A 20,394-nucleotide genomic window follows, 5' to 3' on the forward strand; every position below is an offset into this window, starting at 1 on the left:
CCAAAATGGGTTGGATTGTGGGTACGGTGCAATCTGTTGCACCAATATAGTGCGCAAAGCTGAGCGGCGTTAGAAGAAACGCAGGAAGGGATTTTTCGGCTCTTCGGGTTTGTCTTTCAACGGGCATTCCGGACGTACGCCGTAGTCGTCGGCGACGCAGGGTTTGACCTGGCGTTTCTGCGCGAGGGAGATGCGCAGCATGTGGAACGGCTGGTTGGCGGTGCGTTCGACCGTTCGCCCTTCGGCGTCGAGGATTTCCACCGAAAGGTTGTGGCTGCCACGGTCGATGTTACTCAGAGGAAAAACCGGCGTCAGGCCGGGTTCGCCAGTGGCCTGCCCATCCAGCAACAGCCGATAGCGATGACCTTTTTGCAGGCCCGGTTCGCTGGTGACGCTGACGATGATTTCACCGGCGCTGCTGCGAATCGTTGCATCGGGCTCGGGCACCAGGATGCGTAGCATGTCGTAATGGAACGGCGGTTGTTCCGGGGATTTTGTTGCCGTGGTGATTGGCGTGGTGGTCGTTGGGGTTGCGGACATGCGATTGCTGGTCGCGATGGGCACACGCTTGGCATTGCCGCGCGGTTGGTCGGTGTAGACGCGGTTGCCTTGTGCGTCGGTGTAGGTGAAGACCTCTGCTGAAGCCTGCAGGGTCAGCAGCGCCAGCACGACGAACAAACATGCGCGGATCATGGCTTGTGCACCCGCTGTACGCTGAGGAGAACTGGCGGGCTCTGCTGTATGACCGTTTGCCCGTCAATCACCTGCACCGCTAAACGATGTTCGCCGCGATCTACGTTTACCAGTTGCAGGATCGGCACGTTGCTCGGCTGACCGTAAGGCTCATCGTCCAATACCAGCCTTAATTGATGGGGCGGTCGAAGGCGCGGCTTGATCAGCACATTGACGGTGAAGGTGCCGTTGTTGGCGCGCAATGCTTCTTCGGTGGGCAGGCCGGCGAGTTCAAGAATGTCGTAGGCGTTGGGCGCAGGTTCACGGTTGTCGGTTTCGGGCGCGGGTGGTGCGCTGGGCGCCTGAGGCTCGACCCGATTGAGCGGCGGCAATTCCACCGGTTGTGCCTGCACGCCGTCCGGCGAGTGATCGCTGTACACCGTGTGGCCGTTGGCATCGGTGTATTTGTAGATCTGCGCGGCGGCGGGCAGGGCGATCATCAGCAATAGAATGTAGAGAAAGGTGCGACCCATGAAATCGACCGGGATTGAAAGCGATGGGGTGCAGCATAGGACAGGTGTGGCGGTTGGCCCAACCCTGCACACATCCAGAGATCATTCATACACCACAATTGATCGTTCCCACGCTCTGCGTGGGTACGCCTCAAGGGACGCTCCGCGTCCAGTGACGCGGAGCGTCACGGGCTGCATTCCCACGCGGAGCGTGGGAACGATCAGCATCACGTCATAAATGGCAGGCAAGAAAAAAGGCCTCCCGAAGGAGGCCTCTTTTTGTCACGCCGAAAAACGCGGCGCTACCGGATCAGCAGCTGTAGTACAGCTCATATTCCAGTGGGTGTACGAAGGTGCGAACCTTGATTTCTTCTTCCGATTTCAGCGCGATGTAAGCGTCGATGAAGTCGTCGGAGAATACGCCGCCCTTGGTCAGGAACGCGCGGCCCTTGTCCAGCTCTTCCAGGGCTTCTTTCAAGCTGCCGCAAACTTGCGGGATCTCTTTCGCCTCTTCAGGCGGCAGGTCGTACAGGTTTTTGTCAGCAGCGTCGCCTGGGTGGATCTTGTTCTGGATACCGTCCAGACCGGCCATCAGCAGTGCTGCGAAGGCCAGGTAAGGGTTGGCAGCCGGATCCGGGAAGCGTGCTTCGATACGGCGGGCTTTCGGGCTCGACACGTAAGGAATACGGATCGAAGCGGAACGGTTGCGAGCCGAGTAGGCCAGCATCACCGGAGCTTCGAAGCCTGGTACCAGACGCTTGTAGGAGTTGGTCGCCGGGTTGGTGAAGCCGTTCAGGGCCTTACCGTGCTTGATGATGCCGCCGATGAAGTACAGAGCGGTATCGGACAGGCCGGCATAACCTTCACCTGCGAAGGTGTTCTTGCCGTCTTTCCAGATCGACATGTGCACGTGCATGCCCGAACCGTTGTCGCCGTACAGTGGCTTCGGCATGAAGGTCGCGGTGCGGCCGTAAGCGTCAGCAACGTTGTGCACAACATACTTCAGGGTTTGGGTTTCGTCGGCTTTCTTCACCAGGGTGTTGAACTTGACGCCGATTTCGTTCTGGCCGGCAGTCGCCACTTCGTGGTGGTGAACTTCGACGGTCAGGCCCATTTCTTCCAGTGCGTTGCACATGGAGGTACGGATTTCGTGGTCGTGGTCGAACGGCGGAACCGGGAAGTAGCCACCTTTGACGCCTGGACGGTGACCCTTGTTGCCGCCTTCGATGTCCTGGTCGGACATCCACGAACCTTGCTCGGAGTAGATCTTGAACATCGAGCCGGAGATGTCCGACTTGAATTTCACCGAGTCAAAGATGAAGAACTCAGGCTCAGGACCGGCGAACACGGTGTCACCGATACCGGTGGCTTTCAGGTGTTCTTCGGCACGCTTGGCGATCGCACGTGGGTCGCGGTCGTAGCCTTGCATGCTCGAAGGTTCGATGATGTCGCACACCAGGATCAGGGTGGCGTCTTCGGTGAACGGGTCGAGTACGGCAGTTTCGTCAACCGGCATCAGGATCATGTCGGAGGCTTCGATGCCTTTCCAGCCAGCGATGGAGGAACCGTCGAACATTTTGCCGACTTCGAAGAAGTCTTCATCCAGCGCATCGCGAGCCGGCATGGTCACGTGGTGCTGAGTGCCTTTGGTGTCCGTGAAGCGCAGATCAATCCACTTGACGTCATGATCTTTGATGAGTTGAACCGTCTTCGACATATGTCCTCCGGGTGGCTTCGGGCTTAGTAGTGGATGCCCTTAGAATTTGGGTGATGCCGGCGCGAATACTCTGCCAAGGCAACCTGCCTCACAAGGGAGCAAATTGCATGCCAGTGCCCCAGCATGGGTTTTTTGCCCCAAATTCACGCTTATAAAGGTGCAAAGCGCCTGAATGCGGAAAATCTCGCCCCCTAATGTAGCGCCACAAATCGAAAGTGACCCGTTTTGGTGCATGCAAAACCTTCTGCACATTAACTGGTTAAACCTTGAGCAATTTCCGCTATAATCCGCGCCCCCCTTTTTCGGCTGGCCGTTCGCGCGCTGTTTTCATGAAACTAATCGTAAAAGTCTTCCCCGAGATCACCATCAAAAGCCGACCTGTCCGGACGAAATTCATCCGCCAGCTGGCCAAGAACATCCGCACCGTGCTCCGCGACCTGGACCCGGCCGTGGTGGTGAATGGTGTGTGGGACAATCTCGAACTGGAAACCCGCGTTACCGATCCCAAAGCCTTGAAAGAGATGGGCGAGCGCCTGACCTGCATGCCGGGCATCGCGCACTTTCTGCAGATCGACGAGTACCCGCTGGGCGACTTCGACGACATCACCGAGAAGTGCAAACAGCACTACGGCGATGCACTGGCCGGGAAGATTTTCTCGGTGCGTTGCAAGCGTGCCGGCAAGCACGCATTCAGCTCGATGGATGTCGAAAAATACGTCGGCAGCAAGCTGCGCCGTGAGTGCGGTGCCGCCGGGATCGACCTGAAAGCGCCGGAAATCGAAGTCCGCATCGAAGTTCGCGACAAACGGTTGTTTGTGATCCACAGCCAGCACAACGGCATCGGCGGTTACCCGCTCGGTGCGTTGGAGCAGACGCTGGTATTGATGTCCGGCGGCTTTGATTCGACCGTTGCGGCCTACCAGATCATTCGTCGCGGCCTGATGACGCACTTCTGCTTCTTCAATCTGGGCGGGCGTGCCCATGAATTGGGCGTGATGGAAGTCGCGCATTTCATCTGGAAGAAGTACGGCAGCTCGCAACGCGTGCTATTTGTCAGTGTTCCGTTCGAAGAAGTGCTGGGCGAAATTCTCGGCAAAGTCGATAACAGTCATATGGGCGTCGTATTGAAGCGTATGATGTTGCGCGCGGCCTCCAATATCGCCGACCGCCTGCAGATCGAGGCGCTGGTCACCGGCGAGGCGATCTCCCAGGTGTCGAGCCAGACGCTGCCGAACCTGTCGGTGATCGACTGCGTGACCGACAAACTGGTCCTGCGTCCGCTGATCGTGGCGCACAAGCAGGACATCATCGACACGGCCAACGAGATCGGCACTGCCGATTTCGCCCGGCACATGCCGGAATACTGCGGGGTCATTTCGGTCAATCCGAAAACCGCCGCCAAACGCGGTCGTGTTGAACACGAAGAGAAAGAATTCGACATGGCAGTCCTCGAGCGTGCGCTCGAAAACGCCAAACTGGTGCCGATCGATCGGGTGATCGACGAATTGGGCCAGGACGTACAGATTGAAGAAGTCAGCGAAGCACTGGCCGGCCAGATCGTGATCGACATCCGTCACCCGGATGCCGCCGAGGATGAGCCGCTGGAACTCGCTGGCGTAGAAGTACAGACGATGCCGTTCTACGCAGTGAACGCTCGTTTCAAGGAGCTGGATCCGACTCGCCAGTACCTGCTGTATTGCGACAAAGGCGTGATGAGTCGCCTGCATGCCCACCATTTGCTCAGTGAGGGGCATGCCAATGTGCGCGTTTATCGACCGAGCTAAGTGCCCGGGGCTGTTTGCCTGTGGCCTGCGTCACCGGCCCCCCGACACCGCCGTCAAGCTGTAACGGCCATGCCGGACACTACTGCTAATCGCTGCCAAGACTTGTCAGCAAACCGAATCCTCTGATCGAGATACACAAGTGATCGAAAATCTACGCAACATCGCCATCATCGCCCACGTTGACCATGGTAAAACCACCCTGGTAGACAAACTCCTGCGTCAATCCGGCACCCTGGAGCGCAACGAGCTCAACGACGAGCGCGTGATGGACTCCAACGACCAGGAAAAAGAGCGCGGTATTACCATTCTGGCGAAAAACACCGCCATCAACTGGAACGGCTACCACATCAACATCGTGGACACCCCGGGCCACGCCGACTTCGGCGGCGAAGTTGAACGCGTAATGTCGATGGTTGACTCCGTTCTGCTGCTGGTTGACGCTCAAGACGGCCCTATGCCGCAAACCCGTTTCGTGACCAAGAAGGCTTTCGAAGCCGGCCTGCGTCCAATCGTGGTAATCAACAAGGTTGACCGTCCAGGCGCGCGTCCGGACTGGGTTCTGGATCAGATCTTCGATCTGTTCGACAACCTCGGTGCTACCGAAGAACAACTGGACTTCCAGGTTGTTTACGCTTCGGCCCTGAACGGTATTGCCGGTCTGGATCACACCGCCATGGCGGAAGACATGACCCCGCTGTACCAAGCGGTAGTCGACCACGTTCCGCCTCCGGCCGTTGACCGTGACGGTCCGTTCCAGATGCAGATCTCCGCTCTGGACTACAACAGCTTCCTGGGTGTTATCGGTGTTGGCCGTATCGCTCGTGGTCGCGTCAAGCCGAACACCCCGGTTGTCGCTATCAGCGCCGACGGCAAGCGCCGCAACGGTCGTATTCTGAAGCTGATGGGTCACCACGGTCTGCACCGCATTGACGTTGAAGAAGCAGCAGCCGGCGACATCGTCTGCATCAGCGGCTTCGACGAGCTGTTCATCTCCGACACTCTGTGCGATATCAACACCGTCGAGGCGATGAAGCCGCTGACCGTTGACGAGCCAACCGTTTCCATGACCTTCCAGGTAAACGACTCGCCATTCTGCGGTAAAGAAGGCAAGTTCGTGACCTCCCGTAACATCAAGGATCGTCTGGACAAAGAGCTGCTGTACAACGTTGCACTGCGCGTTGAAGAAGGCGACTCGGCTGACAAGTTCAAGGTTTCCGGCCGTGGTGAGCTGCACCTCTCGGTACTGATCGAAACCATGCGTCGCGAAGGCTTCGAGCTGGCCCTGGGCCGTCCTGAAGTGATCATCCGTGAAGTTGACGGCGTGAAGCAGGAACCGTTCGAAAACGTAACCATCGACATCCCTGAAGAATCGCAGGGCAAGGTCATGGAAGAGATGGGTCTGCGTAAGGGCGACCTGAGCAACATGGTGCCGGATGGCAAGGGCCGTGTTCGTCTGGAATACAACATCCCTGCTCGCGGTCTGATCGGTTTCCGTAATCAGTTCCTGACCCTGACCAACGGTGCTGGCATCCTGACCTCGATCTTCGACCGTTACGCTCCAGTGAAGTCGGGCCACATGTCCGGCCGTCAGAACGGCGTTCTGGTTTCGGTTGAAACCGGTAAGGCACTGACCTACTCGCTGGAAACCCTGCAGGCTCGTGGCAAGCTGTTCGTAGAACACGGCCAGGAGATCTACAACGGTCAAATCGTTGGTCAGAACAGCCGCGACAACGACCTGGGTGTAAACCCAACCAAAGGCAAGAAGCTCGACAACATGCGTGCTTCGGGTAAAGACGAAACCATCGCTCTGGTACCACCTGTTCGCTTCACCCTGGAACAGGCTCTGGAATACATCCAGGAAGACGAGCTGTGCGAAGTTACTCCTAAGTCCATCCGTCTTCGCAAGAAGATCCTGGACGAAAGCGAGCGTACCCGCGCTGCCAAGAAAGCCAAGGCGTAATTTAGCCCGCGCTTGAAAAAACGCCCCCGGTCGCGAGACCGGGGGCGTTTTTGTTTGTCTGGGGGAAAGCAGGTTGAGTCTTGAGGATCAAGAGCCCCTCACCCTAGCCCTCTCCCGGAGGGAGAGGGGACTGATTGGGGGATGTTTTAGAAATGCGTCGACCTGGTGGGGCTCAACCGAATCCATAATCGACTGGGTGTTTCAGGTCGATGTATGGCGCCAGACACCTCGGTCGGCCCCCTCTCCCTCTGGGAGAGGGCTGGGGTGAGGGTTGGCTTTTAGAACTTCTCAATCGCGCGGAAATTCTGTTCGCGCACCACTTCCTTTGGCTTGTACGCGCAATACCCCGGCCGCGGCCCGATCTTCGGGTGATTGCGGCAGGTATCCGGGCGCTTGTCATAAATGGTGCACAGGCGGCTCTTACGATCCAGGTAGTAGCAATCGTTGTTGCTCATGCGCTGCAAGGTGAAGATGCCGGACTTCTGGTTGAAGCGTTCGACCAGGCCTTCCTTTTGCAGGCGCTTGGCGATGTTCTTCGGCGGATCGCCCAGTTCGAACTCGTCGACCACACCGATGCGCACCAGATCCTTGATCTTCACCTCGACCGGCAGCGTGCAGCAGCTGGACACGCAGGAACCGCACATTGGGGCTGAGTATTTCGCCCACGTATCGAGACGGTCGATCTCGGCGGCGGCAATCAGGTTGGGCTTCATCATCGGGAGTTACCAGGCGTGTGTGCATCAGGGCGCGCGATCATACCGGGACTGGTGGATTTTTGAACAACCTTTCGCCAGATTTTTTCTGCATACAGGCACATTGCCGGACAATTCGGCACGGCCCCTGCATTCATTAGCTCACTCGCCAAGGTAATGCCGGGCTATCTCACAGTCTCAGGAAATACTGCCGAACCAGAGCCCTCACCGTCGGTCAGACCGTCTAGGCTCAGACAATTCCCGCTCGCTCGAGGTCCTATTGATGACTCAAGAACCACTAGTTCGCGAAGCAGAGGTGGCCGCATTCCGCGACGCCGTCCTGACCAAGCTCACCTACGCGGTGGGCAAAGACCCCGATCACGCCTTCGACCATGACTGGTTCGAAGCCATTGCGTTGGCGGCGCGGGATCACATGGTCGAACACTGGATGGACCACACCCGGCAGATCTACCGCAAAGGTCAGAAACGGGTGTATTACCTCTCGCTGGAATTTCTTATCGGCCGCTTGCTCTATGACAGCCTGAGCAACCTTGGTCTGCTCGACGTCGCCCGTGAAGCATTGACCGAACTCGGTGTCGATCTGGAGCGCATCCGTTTGCTGGAGCCCGATGCAGCGCTCGGCAATGGCGGCCTCGGGCGTCTGGCGGCGTGCTTCATGGAAAGTATGTCGACCCTCGGCATCGCCGGTCACGGCTACGGCATTCGTTATGAGCACGGCTTGTTCCGCCAGGCGATTGTCGATGGCTGGCAGCAGGAGCAGACCGAGCACTGGCTGGATTTCGGTAACCCGTGGGAGTTCGAACGGCCAGAAGTCGTGTACTCCATCGGCTTCGGCGGCAGCGTTGAAACCGTCACCGACATTTCCGGCAAGTCCAAACAAGTCTGGTCGCCGGCGGAAACCGTCCGCGCCATTGCTTACGACACGCCAGTGGTGGGCTGGCGCGGGGCGAGCGTCAACACTTTGCGGCTGTGGCGTGCGCGCGCCATGGAAGATTTGCACCTGGAGCGTTTCAACGCCGGTGACCACTTGGGTGCCGTCGCCGAGGTTGCCCGCGCGGAAAGTATCTCCCGCGTGCTCTACCCGGCGGACAGCACTGAAGCAGGGCAGGAGCTGCGCTTGCGCCAGGAATACTTCTTTGTCGCTGCTTCCTTGCAGGATTTGCTGCGCCGTCACCGCAACATGCACACCTCGGTGCTGACCTTGGGCGATCATGCGGCGATCCAGCTCAACGATACGCACCCTTCGATTGCCGTTGCCGAACTGATGCGCCAACTGGTCGACGTCTACGACGTGGCGTGGGATGCCGCGTGGCAAGTGACCGTCGACACGCTGTCATACACCAACCACACGCTGCTGCCGGAAGCGCTGGAAACCTGGCCAGTGGGCTTGATGGAACGCATGCTGCCACGGCACATGCAGATCATTTACCTGATCAACGCGCAGCACATCGACGCGCTGCGGGCCAAAGGCATTCACGATTTCGACGTGCTGCGCGCGGTGTCGCTGATCGAAGAAGACAACGGTCGCCGGGTACGCATGGGCAACCTCGCTTTCCTCGGTTCGCACAGCGTCAATGGCGTGTCTGGCTTGCACACGCAACTGATGCGCAAAACCGTATTCGCCGAACTGCACAAGCTCTACCCGGAGCGGATCAACAACAAAACCAACGGCATTACCTTCCGCCGCTGGCTGTATCAGGCCAACTCGGAACTGACTTCGATGCTGGTCGATGCGCTCGGCCCGGATCTATTGGATAACCCCGAAGAGCGTCTGCTCGATCTTGAGCCGTTCGCCGAAAAAACCGCGTTCCGCAAAGCTTTTGCCGAGCAACGGCTGCACAGCAAAAAAGCCTTGGCCTATCTGATTCACGAACGGCTGGGTATTGCGGTCAATCCGGCGGCGATGTTCGACGTGCAGGTCAAACGGATCCACGAATACAAACGCCAGTTGCTCAACCTGATGCACACCGTGGCGCTGTATCAGGCGATTCGCGCCGAGCCGGAAGTCGACTGGGTGCCACGGGTGAAAATCTTCGCCGGCAAGGCTGCGGCGAGTTATCACCAGGCCAAACTGATCATCAAGCTGACCAACGACATCGCCCGGGTGGTGAACAACGATCCGACCGTGCGCGGCTTGCTGAAAGTGGTGTTCCTGCCCAACTACAACGTCAGCCTGGCGGAAAGCATCATTCCCGCAGCGGACTTGTCCGAGCAGATATCCACCGCCGGGTTCGAGGCGTCGGGCACCAGTAACATGAAGTTCGGCCTCAACGGCGCGCTGACCATCGGCACGCTGGACGGTGCAAACGTGGAAATGTGCGAACGCATCGGCGCCGAGCACATGTTCATCTTCGGCCTCAGCGCCCAGCAGGTCGAAGCGCGCAAACAGAACCACGAGTTCAGCGCAGTGCCGGACATCGCCGCGTCCCATCGTCTGAACGATGTGCTGCAAGCGATTCGCGGCGGGGTGTTCTCGCCGGATGACACCTCGCGTTATACCGGGCTGATCGATTCGCTGGTGGATTACGACCGCTTTCTGGTCTGCGCTGACTTCGACTCCTACTGGGAAGCGCAGAAACGCGTTGAAGCGCATTGGCACGATTCCAACAACTGGTGGCGTTCAGCGGTGCTCAACACGGCGCGGATGGGCTGGTTCTCCTCGGATCGGACGATTCGCGAGTACGCCACGGATATCTGGAAAGCGCTGGAGTAACTTTCCGTTCGGCTCGATATAATCGCGTGCCGGAAAAGATCGCAGCCTTCGGCAGCTTCTACACAGGTGTTCGCATAACCCTGTAGGAGCTGCCGAAGGCTGCGATCTTTTTGGGTCAGGCTGCGCTAATCTTCCCGGATTGGCCTTTGCGCTTAGGGATATCGACCATGCAATGGATGTTCATGTTGATCGGGCTGGTGCTCGGCTGGCTGCTCGACGAGTCGTTCAGTGACGCGCTGTTGGGCGCGTTGTTGGGGCTGGCAATCGGGCAGACGATCCGCATCGCTCGGCTTGGCTCGCTGGCGGCGGCGCAACAGCAGCAACTTGAGCAGGCGAAGGTTGCTTTGCAGGGCGTCGAACAGCGCCTGTTTCTGCTCGAAGGCGTGCCCCTTCATGCTGCGCCGCCACCGACTTCGGCGCCGGCCGCCGAACCTGTCGTCGAACCGCTCAAAGCAGTCGAAGAAGCCCCGGCCCCCGAACTGGTCTGGGAACTGCCGCCCGAACTCGAACCGATTTCCGCCGTCGCCAGCGAAACCAGTCAACCGCTGCCTGCTGATGTGTGGCGCCTCGATGCCGTCACGCCCGAACCGTCAAAACCCGCCGAACCCCGTGGCCCGAACCTCATCGAGCGCGGCATCAATGCTGCGCGTAACTGGCTGTTCGGCGGCAACACCGTGCTGCGCGTTGGCGTGGTGTTGTTGTTTTTCGGTCTGGCGTTCCTGCTGCGCTACGCCACCGAAGGCATGATCGTGCCGATCGAGTTGCGTTACGCCGGTGTCGCGGCGGCCGCGTTGGGCTTGCTCGCGCTGGGTTGGTGGCTGCGGCGGCGCAACAGCAATTACGCGTTGATGCTGCAAGGCACCGGGATTGCGGTGCTGTACCTGACGGTGTTTGCGGCGATGCGCCTGCACCCGTTGCTCGATCCGTCGGCCGCGCTGGGACTGCTGGTGGCGGTGACGATTTTCTCGGCGATTCTCGCCATTACCCAAGACGCCTTGGGGCTTGCCGCAGCGGCGGCGCTGGGCGGTTTTGCCGCGCCGATCCTGACTTCGACCGGCGCCGGCAACCACGTCGCGCTGTTCAGTTATTTCGCGCTGCTCAACGCCGGCATTCTCGCCATCGCCTGGTTCAAGGCCTGGCGTCTGCTCAACCTGATCGGCTTCGTCGGCACCTTTGGTATCGGTTTCGCCTGGGGTTTGCGTTCGTATACGCCGGAGCTGTTGTGGAGCACCGAGCCGTTCCTGATTCTGTTTTTCCTGATGTACCTCGCCATCGGCCTGCTGTTCGCCCGGCGCAAATTGCTCGACATGCCGGACGCGCCGACGGCGGACGACCGCGAGGCGTTGCTGCACTGGTCTGCGCGCAAGGGCGATTACGTCGACGGCACGATGCTGTTCGGCCCGCCGATCATTGGCTTCGGTCTGCAGTTTGCGCTGGTGCAGCATCTGGAGTTTGCTGCCGCTTTCAGTGCGCTGGCGTTGGGCATGATCTACATGGCGCTGGCCAAGGTGTTGATGGACGGGCGCGCGGTGCTGCTGGGCGAAACCTGTCTGGCGCTCGGAGTGATTTTTGCCAGTCTGGCGATCCCGCTGGGGCTCGATGCGCGTTGGACCTCGGCGGCGTGGGCGGTGGAAGGCGCGGGGATTTTCTGGCTCGGTTTGCGCCAGCATCGACCGTTCGCCCGCGCGTTTGCCTTGCTGCTGCAACTGGGTTCCGGGTTAGCCTTCCTCAGTCAGTTGCGGGTCGGCGAAAGCAGTCTGCTCGACGGTGCGCCGCTGGGCGCTTTGATGCTCGGGATTGCCTTGCTGTTCAGCTTCTATCAATTGCGCAAGGCCTCGCCGCAACAGGCATCACTTTGGGAGCGTCAAGGCTTGCCGGTGTTGGCGTGCCTGGGCCTGACCTTCCTCTATCTGCTGGCGCCGCTGTTCTTCTTCGTTCAGGCCACGGCCATCAGTTGGGCGCTGGCCGGTCTGGTGACGTTGTTTGTCGGTCTGCGGATTCAATCGCGCACCTTCCTGTTCACCGCGTTTGCCGTGCAGTTGCTTGGCGGTGCGTTGTTCCTGTTGCGTCTGCAAGGCGCGGGCGAGGATTCGGCAGCGGTGTTCAGCGCCGGCTGGAGTGGCTTGCTCAGTGCTTCGCTGATCGGTCTGGCGTTGATCGCCGGCATGCTGTTGGCGGCCCGTGATGAAATGGTGCGCGGTGATGTACGTCTGCTGCGCGGATTGTCGGTGGTGCTGTTGGCTGGTCTGGTGCTGATCAATCTGGCGGTGCTGTTTGTCCTGCCATGGCAGACCGCGAGCGCGGTGTGGGCGGCCAGTGGTTTGCTGATTATCTGGTTGAGCCTGTACCTCAAGCAGCGCGTGAGTTTTGTTTTCGGTTTGTTGTTGCAAGTGATCGGTGGCGCGGCGTTTTTGCTGGCCGGTCCGGAGTTGCTCGGGCCACTGTCCAGCGAAGGTTTGAAACCGCTGGCCCATGGCGGATTCTGGACGCCGCTGGTACTGGGGCTGGCGGCGATGATCGGTGCGTGGCGCCTGCAACTGGGCAATCACGCCTCGGCATTCGATGCGTTGAGTTTGCAGCGCTTGTCCGAAGTATTGCTGGTGTGGGGCGCGGGTTGGTGGGCGCTGGCGTGGGTTAGCGAGGTGCTGCGTTTTGCTGCTCCGAATTTGCAAGGCACGTTGCTGCTGTTGGTTGCAGCCGTAAGCGTGGCGGTGTGGACTGTGTTGTCGCTACGTTTGAAATGGCCGGCGCTGGGCTTGCTCTGCACCTTGCTGATTCCGGCGGCAGGTCTGGTGTTGCTCGCTGCTTGGCATTCGCGTTATCACCCGGCGACGGATTTCGGCTGGCTGGCGTGGGCGGCGGTGTTCGCCGTGCACTTCTTCAGTCTGCGGCGCCTGGCGCCGATGTTGCCGGCGCGCGCCTTGAGTACGGCGCATGTATTGGGCTGTTGGTTGCTGATTGGCGTGCTGGCGCTGGAATTGCGTTACGGGCTACTGCTGTTGTCCGAGCAATACAACGCCTGGCGTTGGTTGGGTTGGGCGATTCTGCCGAGCGTTTATCTGCTGCTGGCAGCGGCCCCGCGCTCTTGGCCGTGGCCGGTCGCAGCGTTTGCCCGCGAGTACCTCTTGTACGCCGCCGCGCCGCTGGCGGTACTGATGCTCGCGTGGTTTTGGTTGGCGAATGGCGTCAGCGATGGCAACGCCGAACCGTTGCCGTATGTGCCGCTGCTGAACCCGCTGGAGCTGGGTCTGTTGTTTGCTTTGTTCGGCGTTTATGTCTGGTCGCGCAGTGCAGTTTCGCAGCTGTCGATTCGTCAGGACTACGCCGAATACGCGACGCAACTGATCGCCGGGGTATCGCTGTTCGCTTTCTGCACCGCGCTGGTCACCCGCGCGGCACACCATTGGGCCGGGATTCCGTTCGAGCTCGATCAACTGCTCGGCTCGATGCTGGTGCAGGCCGGATTGTCCATCGTCTGGACGTTGATGGCGCTCGGGCTGATGATCGGCGGGCATCTGCGTCATCGTCGCGAAGTGTGGTTGATCGGCGCGGCGCTGATTGCGCTGGTGGTGGCCAAACTGATTTTTGTCGAACTGAGCAACCGTGGCGGCCTTGCCCGGATCGTCTCGTTTATCGGCGTCGGCGTGTTGCTGCTGGTGGTTGGCTATTTCGCGCCGCTGCCGCCCAAACGCGTCGACGCTGACCCGGCGGCGGCCAAACCGGCCCCGGACACCGAAGGAGTTTCATCTTGAGTCGCATGCGAAATCTGGGTTGGTTGGCGTTGGGCGTGGTGATGGTGGCCGGTGCTCAGGAAAAACCGGCGGACTTCGCCACGCAGGTGCCGCTGTCTGTGAGCGGCAACGGCCCGTGGTATCGCCTCGACTTACCGTTGAGCGTGCAATTGCAGGCGCGCCAGACTGATCTCAGTGACTTGCGGGTATTCAACGCCGCTGGCGAAGCGCAGGCCTACGCCTTGGCGCGCGAGTCGGCGCAGACCCGCGATGACGGCCAGTTGCACGAGGTGAAATGGTTCCCGCTGTACAACGCCGCCGACGCCAGTGAGCGCGCGCCGAATGTGCGCGTGCAATCGACCACCAACGGCACGTTGGTCGAAGTGCAGCCATCCAGCCAGTTGGAGGCGGGTGAAGAAGTGCTGCGTGGCTGGCTGCTGGATGCCAGCGCGATCAAGGCGCCGTTGCAGCAATTGATCCTCGACTGGACCAGTGAGCGCGACGGCTTTCAGCGTTTCAGCATTGAGGCCAGCGATGATTTGCAGCACTGGCAGCCGTGGGGCGAAGGTCAGGTCGCACGACTGACTTTTTCCGATGAGCGCATCGAGCAGCACGAAGTGACGTTGCCGGGGCAATCGGCGCGTTATGTGCGGCTATTGTGGGAGTCGCCGAACTCGGCGCCGATTTTGACGGCGGCACAATTGAAAAGCAGTGATCCGCGCGATTTGCCGCTGCCGTTGGTCTGGTCGCAGGCATTGGCCGGCAGCAGCACCAAGGCCGGGGAATACACCTGGCAGTTGCCGATGGGGCTGAATGTCGAACGCGTGCAGGTTGAACTCAAACAACCGAACAGTCTGGCGCCGGTGATATTGGCGGGGCGACGTGAAAGCAGCCTGCCGTGGCAGGAACTGAGCAGCGGCTTGCTCTATCGCCTGAGCCAGAATAATCAGGATGTAGTGCAGAACGAATTGCAGCTCTACGGGCAGACCGTGCAGCAGTTGAAGCTGACGGTCGATGAGCGCGGCGGTGGTCTGGGCGCGCAGGCGCCCAGCGTGAAGTACGCGGTGCGGGCGACTCAGGTGATCTTCCTTGCACGCGGAGAGGGGCCGTACAGTCTGGCGCTGGGTAATCCGACGGTGAAAACGGCGAACTTGCCGCTGGCGACGCTGATTCCGGATTTCAAGCCGCAGAAGCTGGCGTCGTTGGGCAAGGCGTCGGTACAGGGTGAAGCGGTTGGTACGCAGACATCGACGGCGACCACAGCGGCGGTGGCGGAGACCAATTGGAAGAAGATTGGGTTGTGGGCAGTGTTGTTGTTGAGTGTGGTGTTTTTGGGGGCTATGGCGTTTAGCTTGTTGCGCAAGCCTCCAACCAACACCTGAGAATGGCTGGCGCTGCGCGCCAATCGCTGGCAAGCCAGCTCCCACAGGTTATTTGGTGTACACAAAATAGATGAACGACCGAAGTCCTTGTGGGAGCTGGCTTGCCAGCGATGACGGCCGATCAATCAACAAAAATCCTCAAACCGCCGCTATCACTCAACCACCATCCGTCCCGAACCGGTCTACGCTAAACCCGCTACCTGAACTCTCCACCCACATTCACGTCTCATGCAGGCAATTACACCCCAACGCACGTTACCGGGCGTCTTCGCTCGCTACGTTTTCAGACTCCCTGTAAACTGCGCGGGTTTTTAGCCCCCCATTCCACCGGAGCCGTCCATGTCCCGCGTTACCCTGAGTCGCTATTTGATTGAGCAGACCCGCAGCAATAACACTCCTGCCGATCTGCGTTTCCTGATCGAAGTGGTGGCGCGTGCTTGCAAAGAAATCAGCCACGCCGTGTCCAAAGGCGCCCTGGGTGGTGTTCTGGGCAGCATGGGCACTGAAAACGTCCAAGGCGAAGTGCAGAAGAAACTCGACGTGATCTCCAACGAGATCCTGCTCGAAGCCAACGAATGGGGCGGTCACCTGGCCGGCATGGCGTCCGAAGAAATGGACAATGCCTACCAGATCCCGGGCAAATACCCGAAAGGCGCCTACCTGCTGGTATTCGACCCACTGGACGGTTCGTCGAACATCGACATCAACGCCCCGGTCGGCACCATCTTCTCGGTACTGCGTTGCCCGAACGAATACCTGAGCCAGAACGAGCCGCTGAACGAAAAAGCGTTCCTGCAGCCAGGCACCCAGCAGGTTGCCGCCGGTTACGCGATCTACGGCCCGCAAACCATGCTGGTACTGACCCTCGGTGACGGCGTCAAAGGTTTCACCCTGGACCGCGAAATGGGCAGCTTCGTGCTGACCCACGAAGACATCACCATTCCTGAATCGACCCAGGAATTTGCGATCAACATGTCCAACCAGCGTCACTGGGAAGCCCCGGTACAACGCTACGTGGGCGAGCTGCTGGCCGGTGAAGAAGGTCCGCTGAAAAAGAACTACAACATGCGTTGGGTCGCGGCGATGGTTGCCGACGTACACCGCATCCTGACCCGTGGCGGTCTGTTCATGTACCCGCGCGACAGCCGTGAGCCGTCCAAGCCAGGCAAACTGCGTCTGATGTACGAAGCCAACCCGATGTCGTTCCTCGTTGAACAAGCGGGCGGCGCGTCCACCGACGGTCATCAGCGTATTCTCGACATCCAGCCTGAAGGCCTGCACCAGCGCGTAGCAGTCTTCCTCGGCTCGAAAGAAGAAGTCGCTCGCGCTACGGCTTACCACAAGGAATAAACCATGACCGCGCCCTGGCAGCCGTTGCTCGATTGGTGGTTCGGACACGCCGAATCCCCCGACGAGATAGCGGCTGACAAGGGCAAGTTGTGGTTCGGTAAGCGAGACAGCCAAGACCTCGAAGCGCAGACGCGTTTCGGGGTCTTTGTCGATCAGGCCCTGGCCGGCGAATTGACCGAGTGGACGCAACGTCCCGAAGGTTGGCTGGCGCTGGTGCTGTTGCTCGATCAATTGCCGCGAATGATCTTTCGCGACACTCCCAAAGCGTTTTCCGGTGATCTGCGCGCGCAGAAACTCGTTGCCCAAGGCATTGCGGCGGATTTCGATCGGCAGTTGAAACCGATTCAGCGTGTATTCATTTATCTGGTGTTCGAACACTGCGAAAACCTCGCGGTGCAGAATGAGGCGGTTTCCAGATTTATCGAGCTGGTGGCTGAACAGCCGGAGTCGGAGCGGGCGGTGTTTGCGGATAATCTGGATTATGCCGAGCGGCATCAAAAGGTGATTGCGCGGTTTGGCCGGTTTCCGCATCGCAATGCGGTGTTGGGGCGGGAGTCTACGGCTGAAGAGTTGGTGTTTCTTTCTGAGCCTGGGTCAAGGTTTTAAGGGCTTACCCTCACCCTAGCCCTCTCCCAGGGGGAGAGGGGACTGACCGAGGTGGATGTTGGAGGTACATCGACTTGAGAGACCTGAGTCGAACTCAGGTTTTGAAAGGCTTGAAGATCTGCTCCCTTTCCCCCCTCGCCCCCCTGGGGGCGGTCCGACGTTTCGGGAGGGCTGGGGTGAGGGGGTAAAGCCCTTGATCTTTAAATCCTGAAACTACCCACCAACTGCTTCAACCGCGCCGCCTGCTGCTCCAGATCCGAACACGCCCGCAACGTTGCCTGCAAGTTCTCCACACCTTCCTGATTCAGCGTGTTGATCTCGTTGATATCGACGTTGATCGACTCGACCACAGCGGTCTGCTCTTCAGTCGCGGTGGCCACCGACTGGTTCATCCCGTCGATCTCACCGATACGCTGAGTCACGCTGCCCAACCGCTCACCGGCCTGGTTGGCGATGCCGACGCTGCTTTCACTCTCGCGCTGGCTCTCGGTCATGATGCTGACCGCCTGGCGCGCGCCGACTTGCAGCTCTTCGATCATCTTCTGCACTTGCTGCGCCGAATCCTGGGTGCGGTGCGCGAGGTTGCGCACTTCGTCGGCAACCACGGCGAAACCACGACCGGCTTCACCGGCACGCGCCGCTTCGATCGCGGCGTTGAGCGCGAGCAGGTTGGTCTGCTGGGAAATACTGGTGATCACTTCGAGAATCTGGCCGATGTTCACCGTGTTGCTGTTCAGGGTTTCGATGTTGCCGCACGAATCGCTGATCTTCGCCGACAGCTGCTGCATGGCGTGGATGGTTTTATCGACAACCTGCTGGCCGTCGACCGCGAGGCTGCGCGCATCGCTGGAGTGCTGCGAGGCGAGGGCGGCGTTCTGGGCGATTTCCTGCGCGGCGGCGCCGAGTTGGTTGATCGCCGCGGCCACGCTGTTGGTGCGCGAGGCTTGCTGATCGGAGTTGTACATCGACGAGTTCGACGCTGCGACCACGCGCAGGGCGACTTCGTTGACCTGGCCGGTGGCCGAGGACACTTCACGAATCGAAGTGTGAATGCGCTCAACAAAACGGTTGAATGAGGTGCCCAGTGCGCCGAACTCATCGTTGCCGTGAATCACCAGACGTTTGGTCAGGTCGCCTTCACCTTCGGCGATGTCGTGCATCGCGCGGCCCATGGTCAGCAGCGGTTGCATCAACACGCGAATGAGCATGCCGAGCAGGGCGATGATGATTACCACGGCAATAACCATGGCGATCAGCGCCGAGGTGCGGAATTCGCTGAGCATGGCGAACGCGGTGTCTTTATCGAGCACCAGCGCCACGTACCAGTCGGCCGACGGCACGCCGTTGACGCGGGTGAAGGAGATCAACTGCGTCTTGCCGTCGAACTCGACTTCTTTCAGGCCCGGGCTGACTTTTGGCGCGCCATTCGGGTAGGCCTCGGCGAGGGTCTTGAGCACCAGTTTGCTGTCCGGGTGGATCAGGATCTTGCCATCGGCACTGACGATGAACGCGTGGCCGTGGCCACCGAAGTTCAGCGAGTTGATGATCGCGCTGACGCTGGTCAGGTCGATGTCGGCACCGGCGACGCCGAGCATCTGGCCCTGGCGCTGCACCGGGGTGGCGACAGTGATTACCAGTTTGCCCGAGGACGCGGCGATGTACGGTTCGGTGACGATGGTCTGTTGCGCGCTGTTGGCCGCTTTGTACCAGCCGCGTGCGCGTGGATCGTAATCCGGCGCGCGATTGCCGGCCGGCACCGAGAACATCACGCCGTCGGCGCCGCCAAAATAGCTGAGCTGGAAATTGCCGGTGTAGGCGGGCAGGTCGATGATGCGTTTCAGGCTGGCGGGGGCGTTGCCGTCGACAGCCACTTGCTGCGACAGCGATTGCAGCAATTGAATGCGGCTTTCCAGCCAGGTCTGGATGTTGCTGGTGGTCAGGCTGCCCAGTTCCTGCATCGAGGCTTCGGTGCTGCTGCCCAAGGCTTCGCGCTGTCGATAGTCGTTGAAGAAAATGAAACAGGCGAACGCAACGGCCACCACGAGGGCGGCAGCCAACAAGATCTTGTGGCTGAATTTCATGTTTCTGGTCATCGAATGAACTACCGCGAAGGGGCTGGTCAAGAAAGGGCGGCAATTTGCCACACTCGGGGGCTTTGCGCTGCTCTTATTTCGACCGCGACGCGCCAAAGATTAGGCGTCTTTGGCGAAAGGCGACGAAATGCTCAATAGCCCTACAAAGTGTCTGATTTATCGGCAAATGCCAGACAGGCGGGCTAATAAATAGCCGTCCGCCCACGGAACCAGATGAGGGTTTTCTCTTCTAAGCTTCTGGTTGGCACCATGCCATCCCCCCTCGTTCCAGGAGTTACACCATGTCGCTGCGATCTATCGCCCTTCTGACGTTTTGCGTGCTGTTGGCCGCATGCAGCAAGGTCAATCAGGAAAACTATTCGAAGCTTTCGGCCGGTATGGCCAAGGCCGAAGTCGAGACTCTGCTCGGCAAGCCCACCGATTGCTCGGGCGCGCTCGGCATGTCCAGTTGCACCTGGGGCGACAAGAACAGCTTTATCAGCGTGCAGTATGCCGGTGACAAAGTGCTGATGTTTTCCGGCCAAGGCCTGAAGTAAACCGGGGCTTCGCGCCCACGGAGAAGAAAAATGAAGCGGTTATTGCTGATCCTTTTTGCCGGCCTGGTACTGGCCGGCTGCGCCACTTCCGGCGTAGACCCGTTGGCGCCGAAAACCGTCAACAGCGTCAATCTCAAGCGTTATCAGGGCACCTGGTATGAGCTGGCGCGCTTGCCGATGTACTTCCAGCGCAATTGCGCGCAGTCCGAAGCCCATTACACCCTCAAACCTGACGGCAATGTCGCGGTGCTCAATCGCTGCCTGACGCCGCAATGGCAGTGGGAAGAGGCCAAGGGCACGGCTTATCCACAGGTGCCGGGCAAGACCGATAAACTCTGGGTCGAATTCGATACCTGGTTCTCACGCCTGATTCCGGGTGTGGCAAAAGGCGAATACTGGGTGTTGTACGTCAGCGATGACTACAAGACCGCCATCGTCGGCGACCCGAGTCGCAAGTACATGTGGTTGCTGTCACGCACGCCGACCGTCAACGGTGTGGTGCGTGAAGAGCTGCTGAGCAAGGCGCGTCAGCAGGGTTATGACACGACGCGACTGATCTGGCGTGCGACTGATCGACAGATGGCCAAGACTTCAAACTAAAGAACACCGCCAACCCCCTGTAGGA

The 20,394-nt window shown here is 59.6% G+C and carries 14 protein-coding genes and 1 pseudogene; 9 read left to right on the forward strand and 6 right to left on the reverse strand.

Going from position 1 to position 20,394, the window contains the following annotated elements:
* Nucleotides 1-69 precede the first annotated feature (69 nt).
* From ACM6JQ_RS27380 to glnA, 3 genes are all read right to left on the reverse strand, one after another.
* The gene (locus tag ACM6JQ_RS27380; RefSeq protein ID WP_414895010.1) at nt 70-693 is read right to left on the reverse strand and encodes a DUF4124 domain-containing protein; all 624 of its coding nucleotides are present in this window, start codon (nt 691-693) and stop codon (nt 70-72) included.
* On the reverse strand, nt 690-1,205 hold the full coding sequence (locus ACM6JQ_RS27385) for a DUF4124 domain-containing protein (RefSeq protein WP_414895011.1): 516 nt from the start codon (nt 1,203-1,205) through the stop codon (nt 690-692). Before ACM6JQ_RS27385 ends, ACM6JQ_RS27380 begins: the two co-directional genes overlap by 4 nt.
* A gap of 289 nt (nt 1,206-1,494) precedes the next feature.
* A complete protein-coding gene (gene glnA / locus ACM6JQ_RS27390) occupies nt 1,495-2,901 on the reverse strand; it encodes a type I glutamate--ammonia ligase (RefSeq protein ID WP_007909254.1) in 1,407 nt (468 codons plus the stop codon).
* Between the two features lie 329 nt (nt 2,902-3,230).
* On the opposite strand from glnA, the gene thiI reads away from it, so the two are divergent.
* Both thiI and typA read left to right on the forward strand, forming a co-directional pair.
* Nucleotides 3,231-4,685 carry a tRNA uracil 4-sulfurtransferase ThiI gene (gene thiI / locus ACM6JQ_RS27395; protein ID WP_007909256.1) on the forward strand — a complete coding sequence of 485 codons (1,455 nt, stop codon included), beginning with the start codon at nt 3,231-3,233 and terminating at the stop codon, nt 4,683-4,685.
* A gap of 139 nt (nt 4,686-4,824) precedes the next feature.
* Nucleotides 4,825-6,645 carry a translational GTPase TypA gene (typA, locus tag ACM6JQ_RS27400; protein ID WP_003220792.1) on the forward strand — a complete coding sequence of 607 codons (1,821 nt, stop codon included), beginning with the start codon at nt 4,825-4,827 and terminating at the stop codon, nt 6,643-6,645.
* 278 nt (nt 6,646-6,923) lie between these two features.
* Here typA and ACM6JQ_RS27405 read toward each other — a convergent pair whose 3' ends face one another.
* On the reverse strand, nt 6,924-7,361 hold the full coding sequence (locus ACM6JQ_RS27405) for a YkgJ family cysteine cluster protein (protein WP_038359983.1): 438 nt from the start codon (nt 7,359-7,361) through the stop codon (nt 6,924-6,926).
* Nucleotides 7,362-7,620: 259 nt separating this feature from the next.
* Here ACM6JQ_RS27405 and ACM6JQ_RS27410 point away from each other — a divergent pair, with 259 nt between their 5' ends.
* The 5 genes from ACM6JQ_RS27410 (at nt 7,621) to ACM6JQ_RS27430 (ending at nt 17,140) form a co-directional block, all read left to right on the forward strand.
* Nucleotides 7,621-10,071 (forward strand): glycogen/starch/alpha-glucan phosphorylase, encoded by a 2,451-nt coding sequence (locus ACM6JQ_RS27410; protein ID WP_095113969.1) that lies wholly within the window; start codon nt 7,621-7,623, stop codon nt 10,069-10,071.
* A gap of 167 nt (nt 10,072-10,238) precedes the next feature.
* Nucleotides 10,239-13,823, forward strand: a complete 3,585-nt coding sequence (locus tag ACM6JQ_RS27415; protein ID WP_414895012.1) for a DUF2339 domain-containing protein — start codon at nt 10,239-10,241, stop codon at nt 13,821-13,823.
* Complete coding sequence (locus ACM6JQ_RS27420; RefSeq protein ID WP_007909264.1) at nt 13,820-15,184, forward strand: DUF3999 domain-containing protein; 1,365 nt, start codon at nt 13,820-13,822, stop codon at nt 15,182-15,184. Before ACM6JQ_RS27415 ends, ACM6JQ_RS27420 begins: the two co-directional genes overlap by 4 nt.
* Before the next feature lie 339 nt (nt 15,185-15,523).
* Nucleotides 15,524-16,534, forward strand: coding sequence for a class 1 fructose-bisphosphatase (locus tag ACM6JQ_RS27425; RefSeq protein WP_007909265.1), 1,011 nt, complete (start codon nt 15,524-15,526; stop codon nt 16,532-16,534).
* Between the two features lie 3 nt (nt 16,535-16,537).
* Complete coding sequence (locus ACM6JQ_RS27430; RefSeq protein WP_095113971.1) at nt 16,538-17,140, forward strand: DUF924 family protein; 603 nt, start codon at nt 16,538-16,540, stop codon at nt 17,138-17,140.
* Nucleotides 17,141-17,340: 200 nt separating this feature from the next.
* Here ACM6JQ_RS27430 and ACM6JQ_RS27435 read toward each other — a convergent pair whose 3' ends face one another.
* On the reverse strand, nt 17,341-18,105 hold the full coding sequence (locus tag ACM6JQ_RS27435; protein WP_371260421.1) for a methyl-accepting chemotaxis protein: 765 nt from the start codon (nt 18,103-18,105) through the stop codon (nt 17,341-17,343).
* Nucleotides 18,106-18,198: 93 nt separating this feature from the next.
* Nucleotides 18,199-19,233, reverse strand: a pseudogene (locus ACM6JQ_RS27440) (cache domain-containing protein); the annotation flags it as partial.
* 281 nt (nt 19,234-19,514) lie between these two features.
* Here ACM6JQ_RS27440 and ACM6JQ_RS27445 point away from each other — a divergent pair.
* Both ACM6JQ_RS27445 and ACM6JQ_RS27450 read left to right on the forward strand, forming a co-directional pair.
* Entirely contained in the window at nt 19,515-19,769 is a 255-nt protein-coding gene (locus ACM6JQ_RS27445) for a hypothetical protein (protein WP_003220802.1), read from the forward strand.
* 30 nt (nt 19,770-19,799) lie between these two features.
* Nucleotides 19,800-20,369 (forward strand): lipocalin family protein, encoded by a 570-nt coding sequence (locus ACM6JQ_RS27450; protein WP_095113972.1) that lies wholly within the window; start codon nt 19,800-19,802, stop codon nt 20,367-20,369.
* Nucleotides 20,370-20,394 lie beyond the last annotated feature (25 nt).

The organism is Pseudomonas sp. IT-232MI5 (assembly GCF_949767845.1).
Taxonomy (GTDB): Bacteria; Pseudomonadota; Gammaproteobacteria; order Pseudomonadales; family Pseudomonadaceae; genus Aquipseudomonas.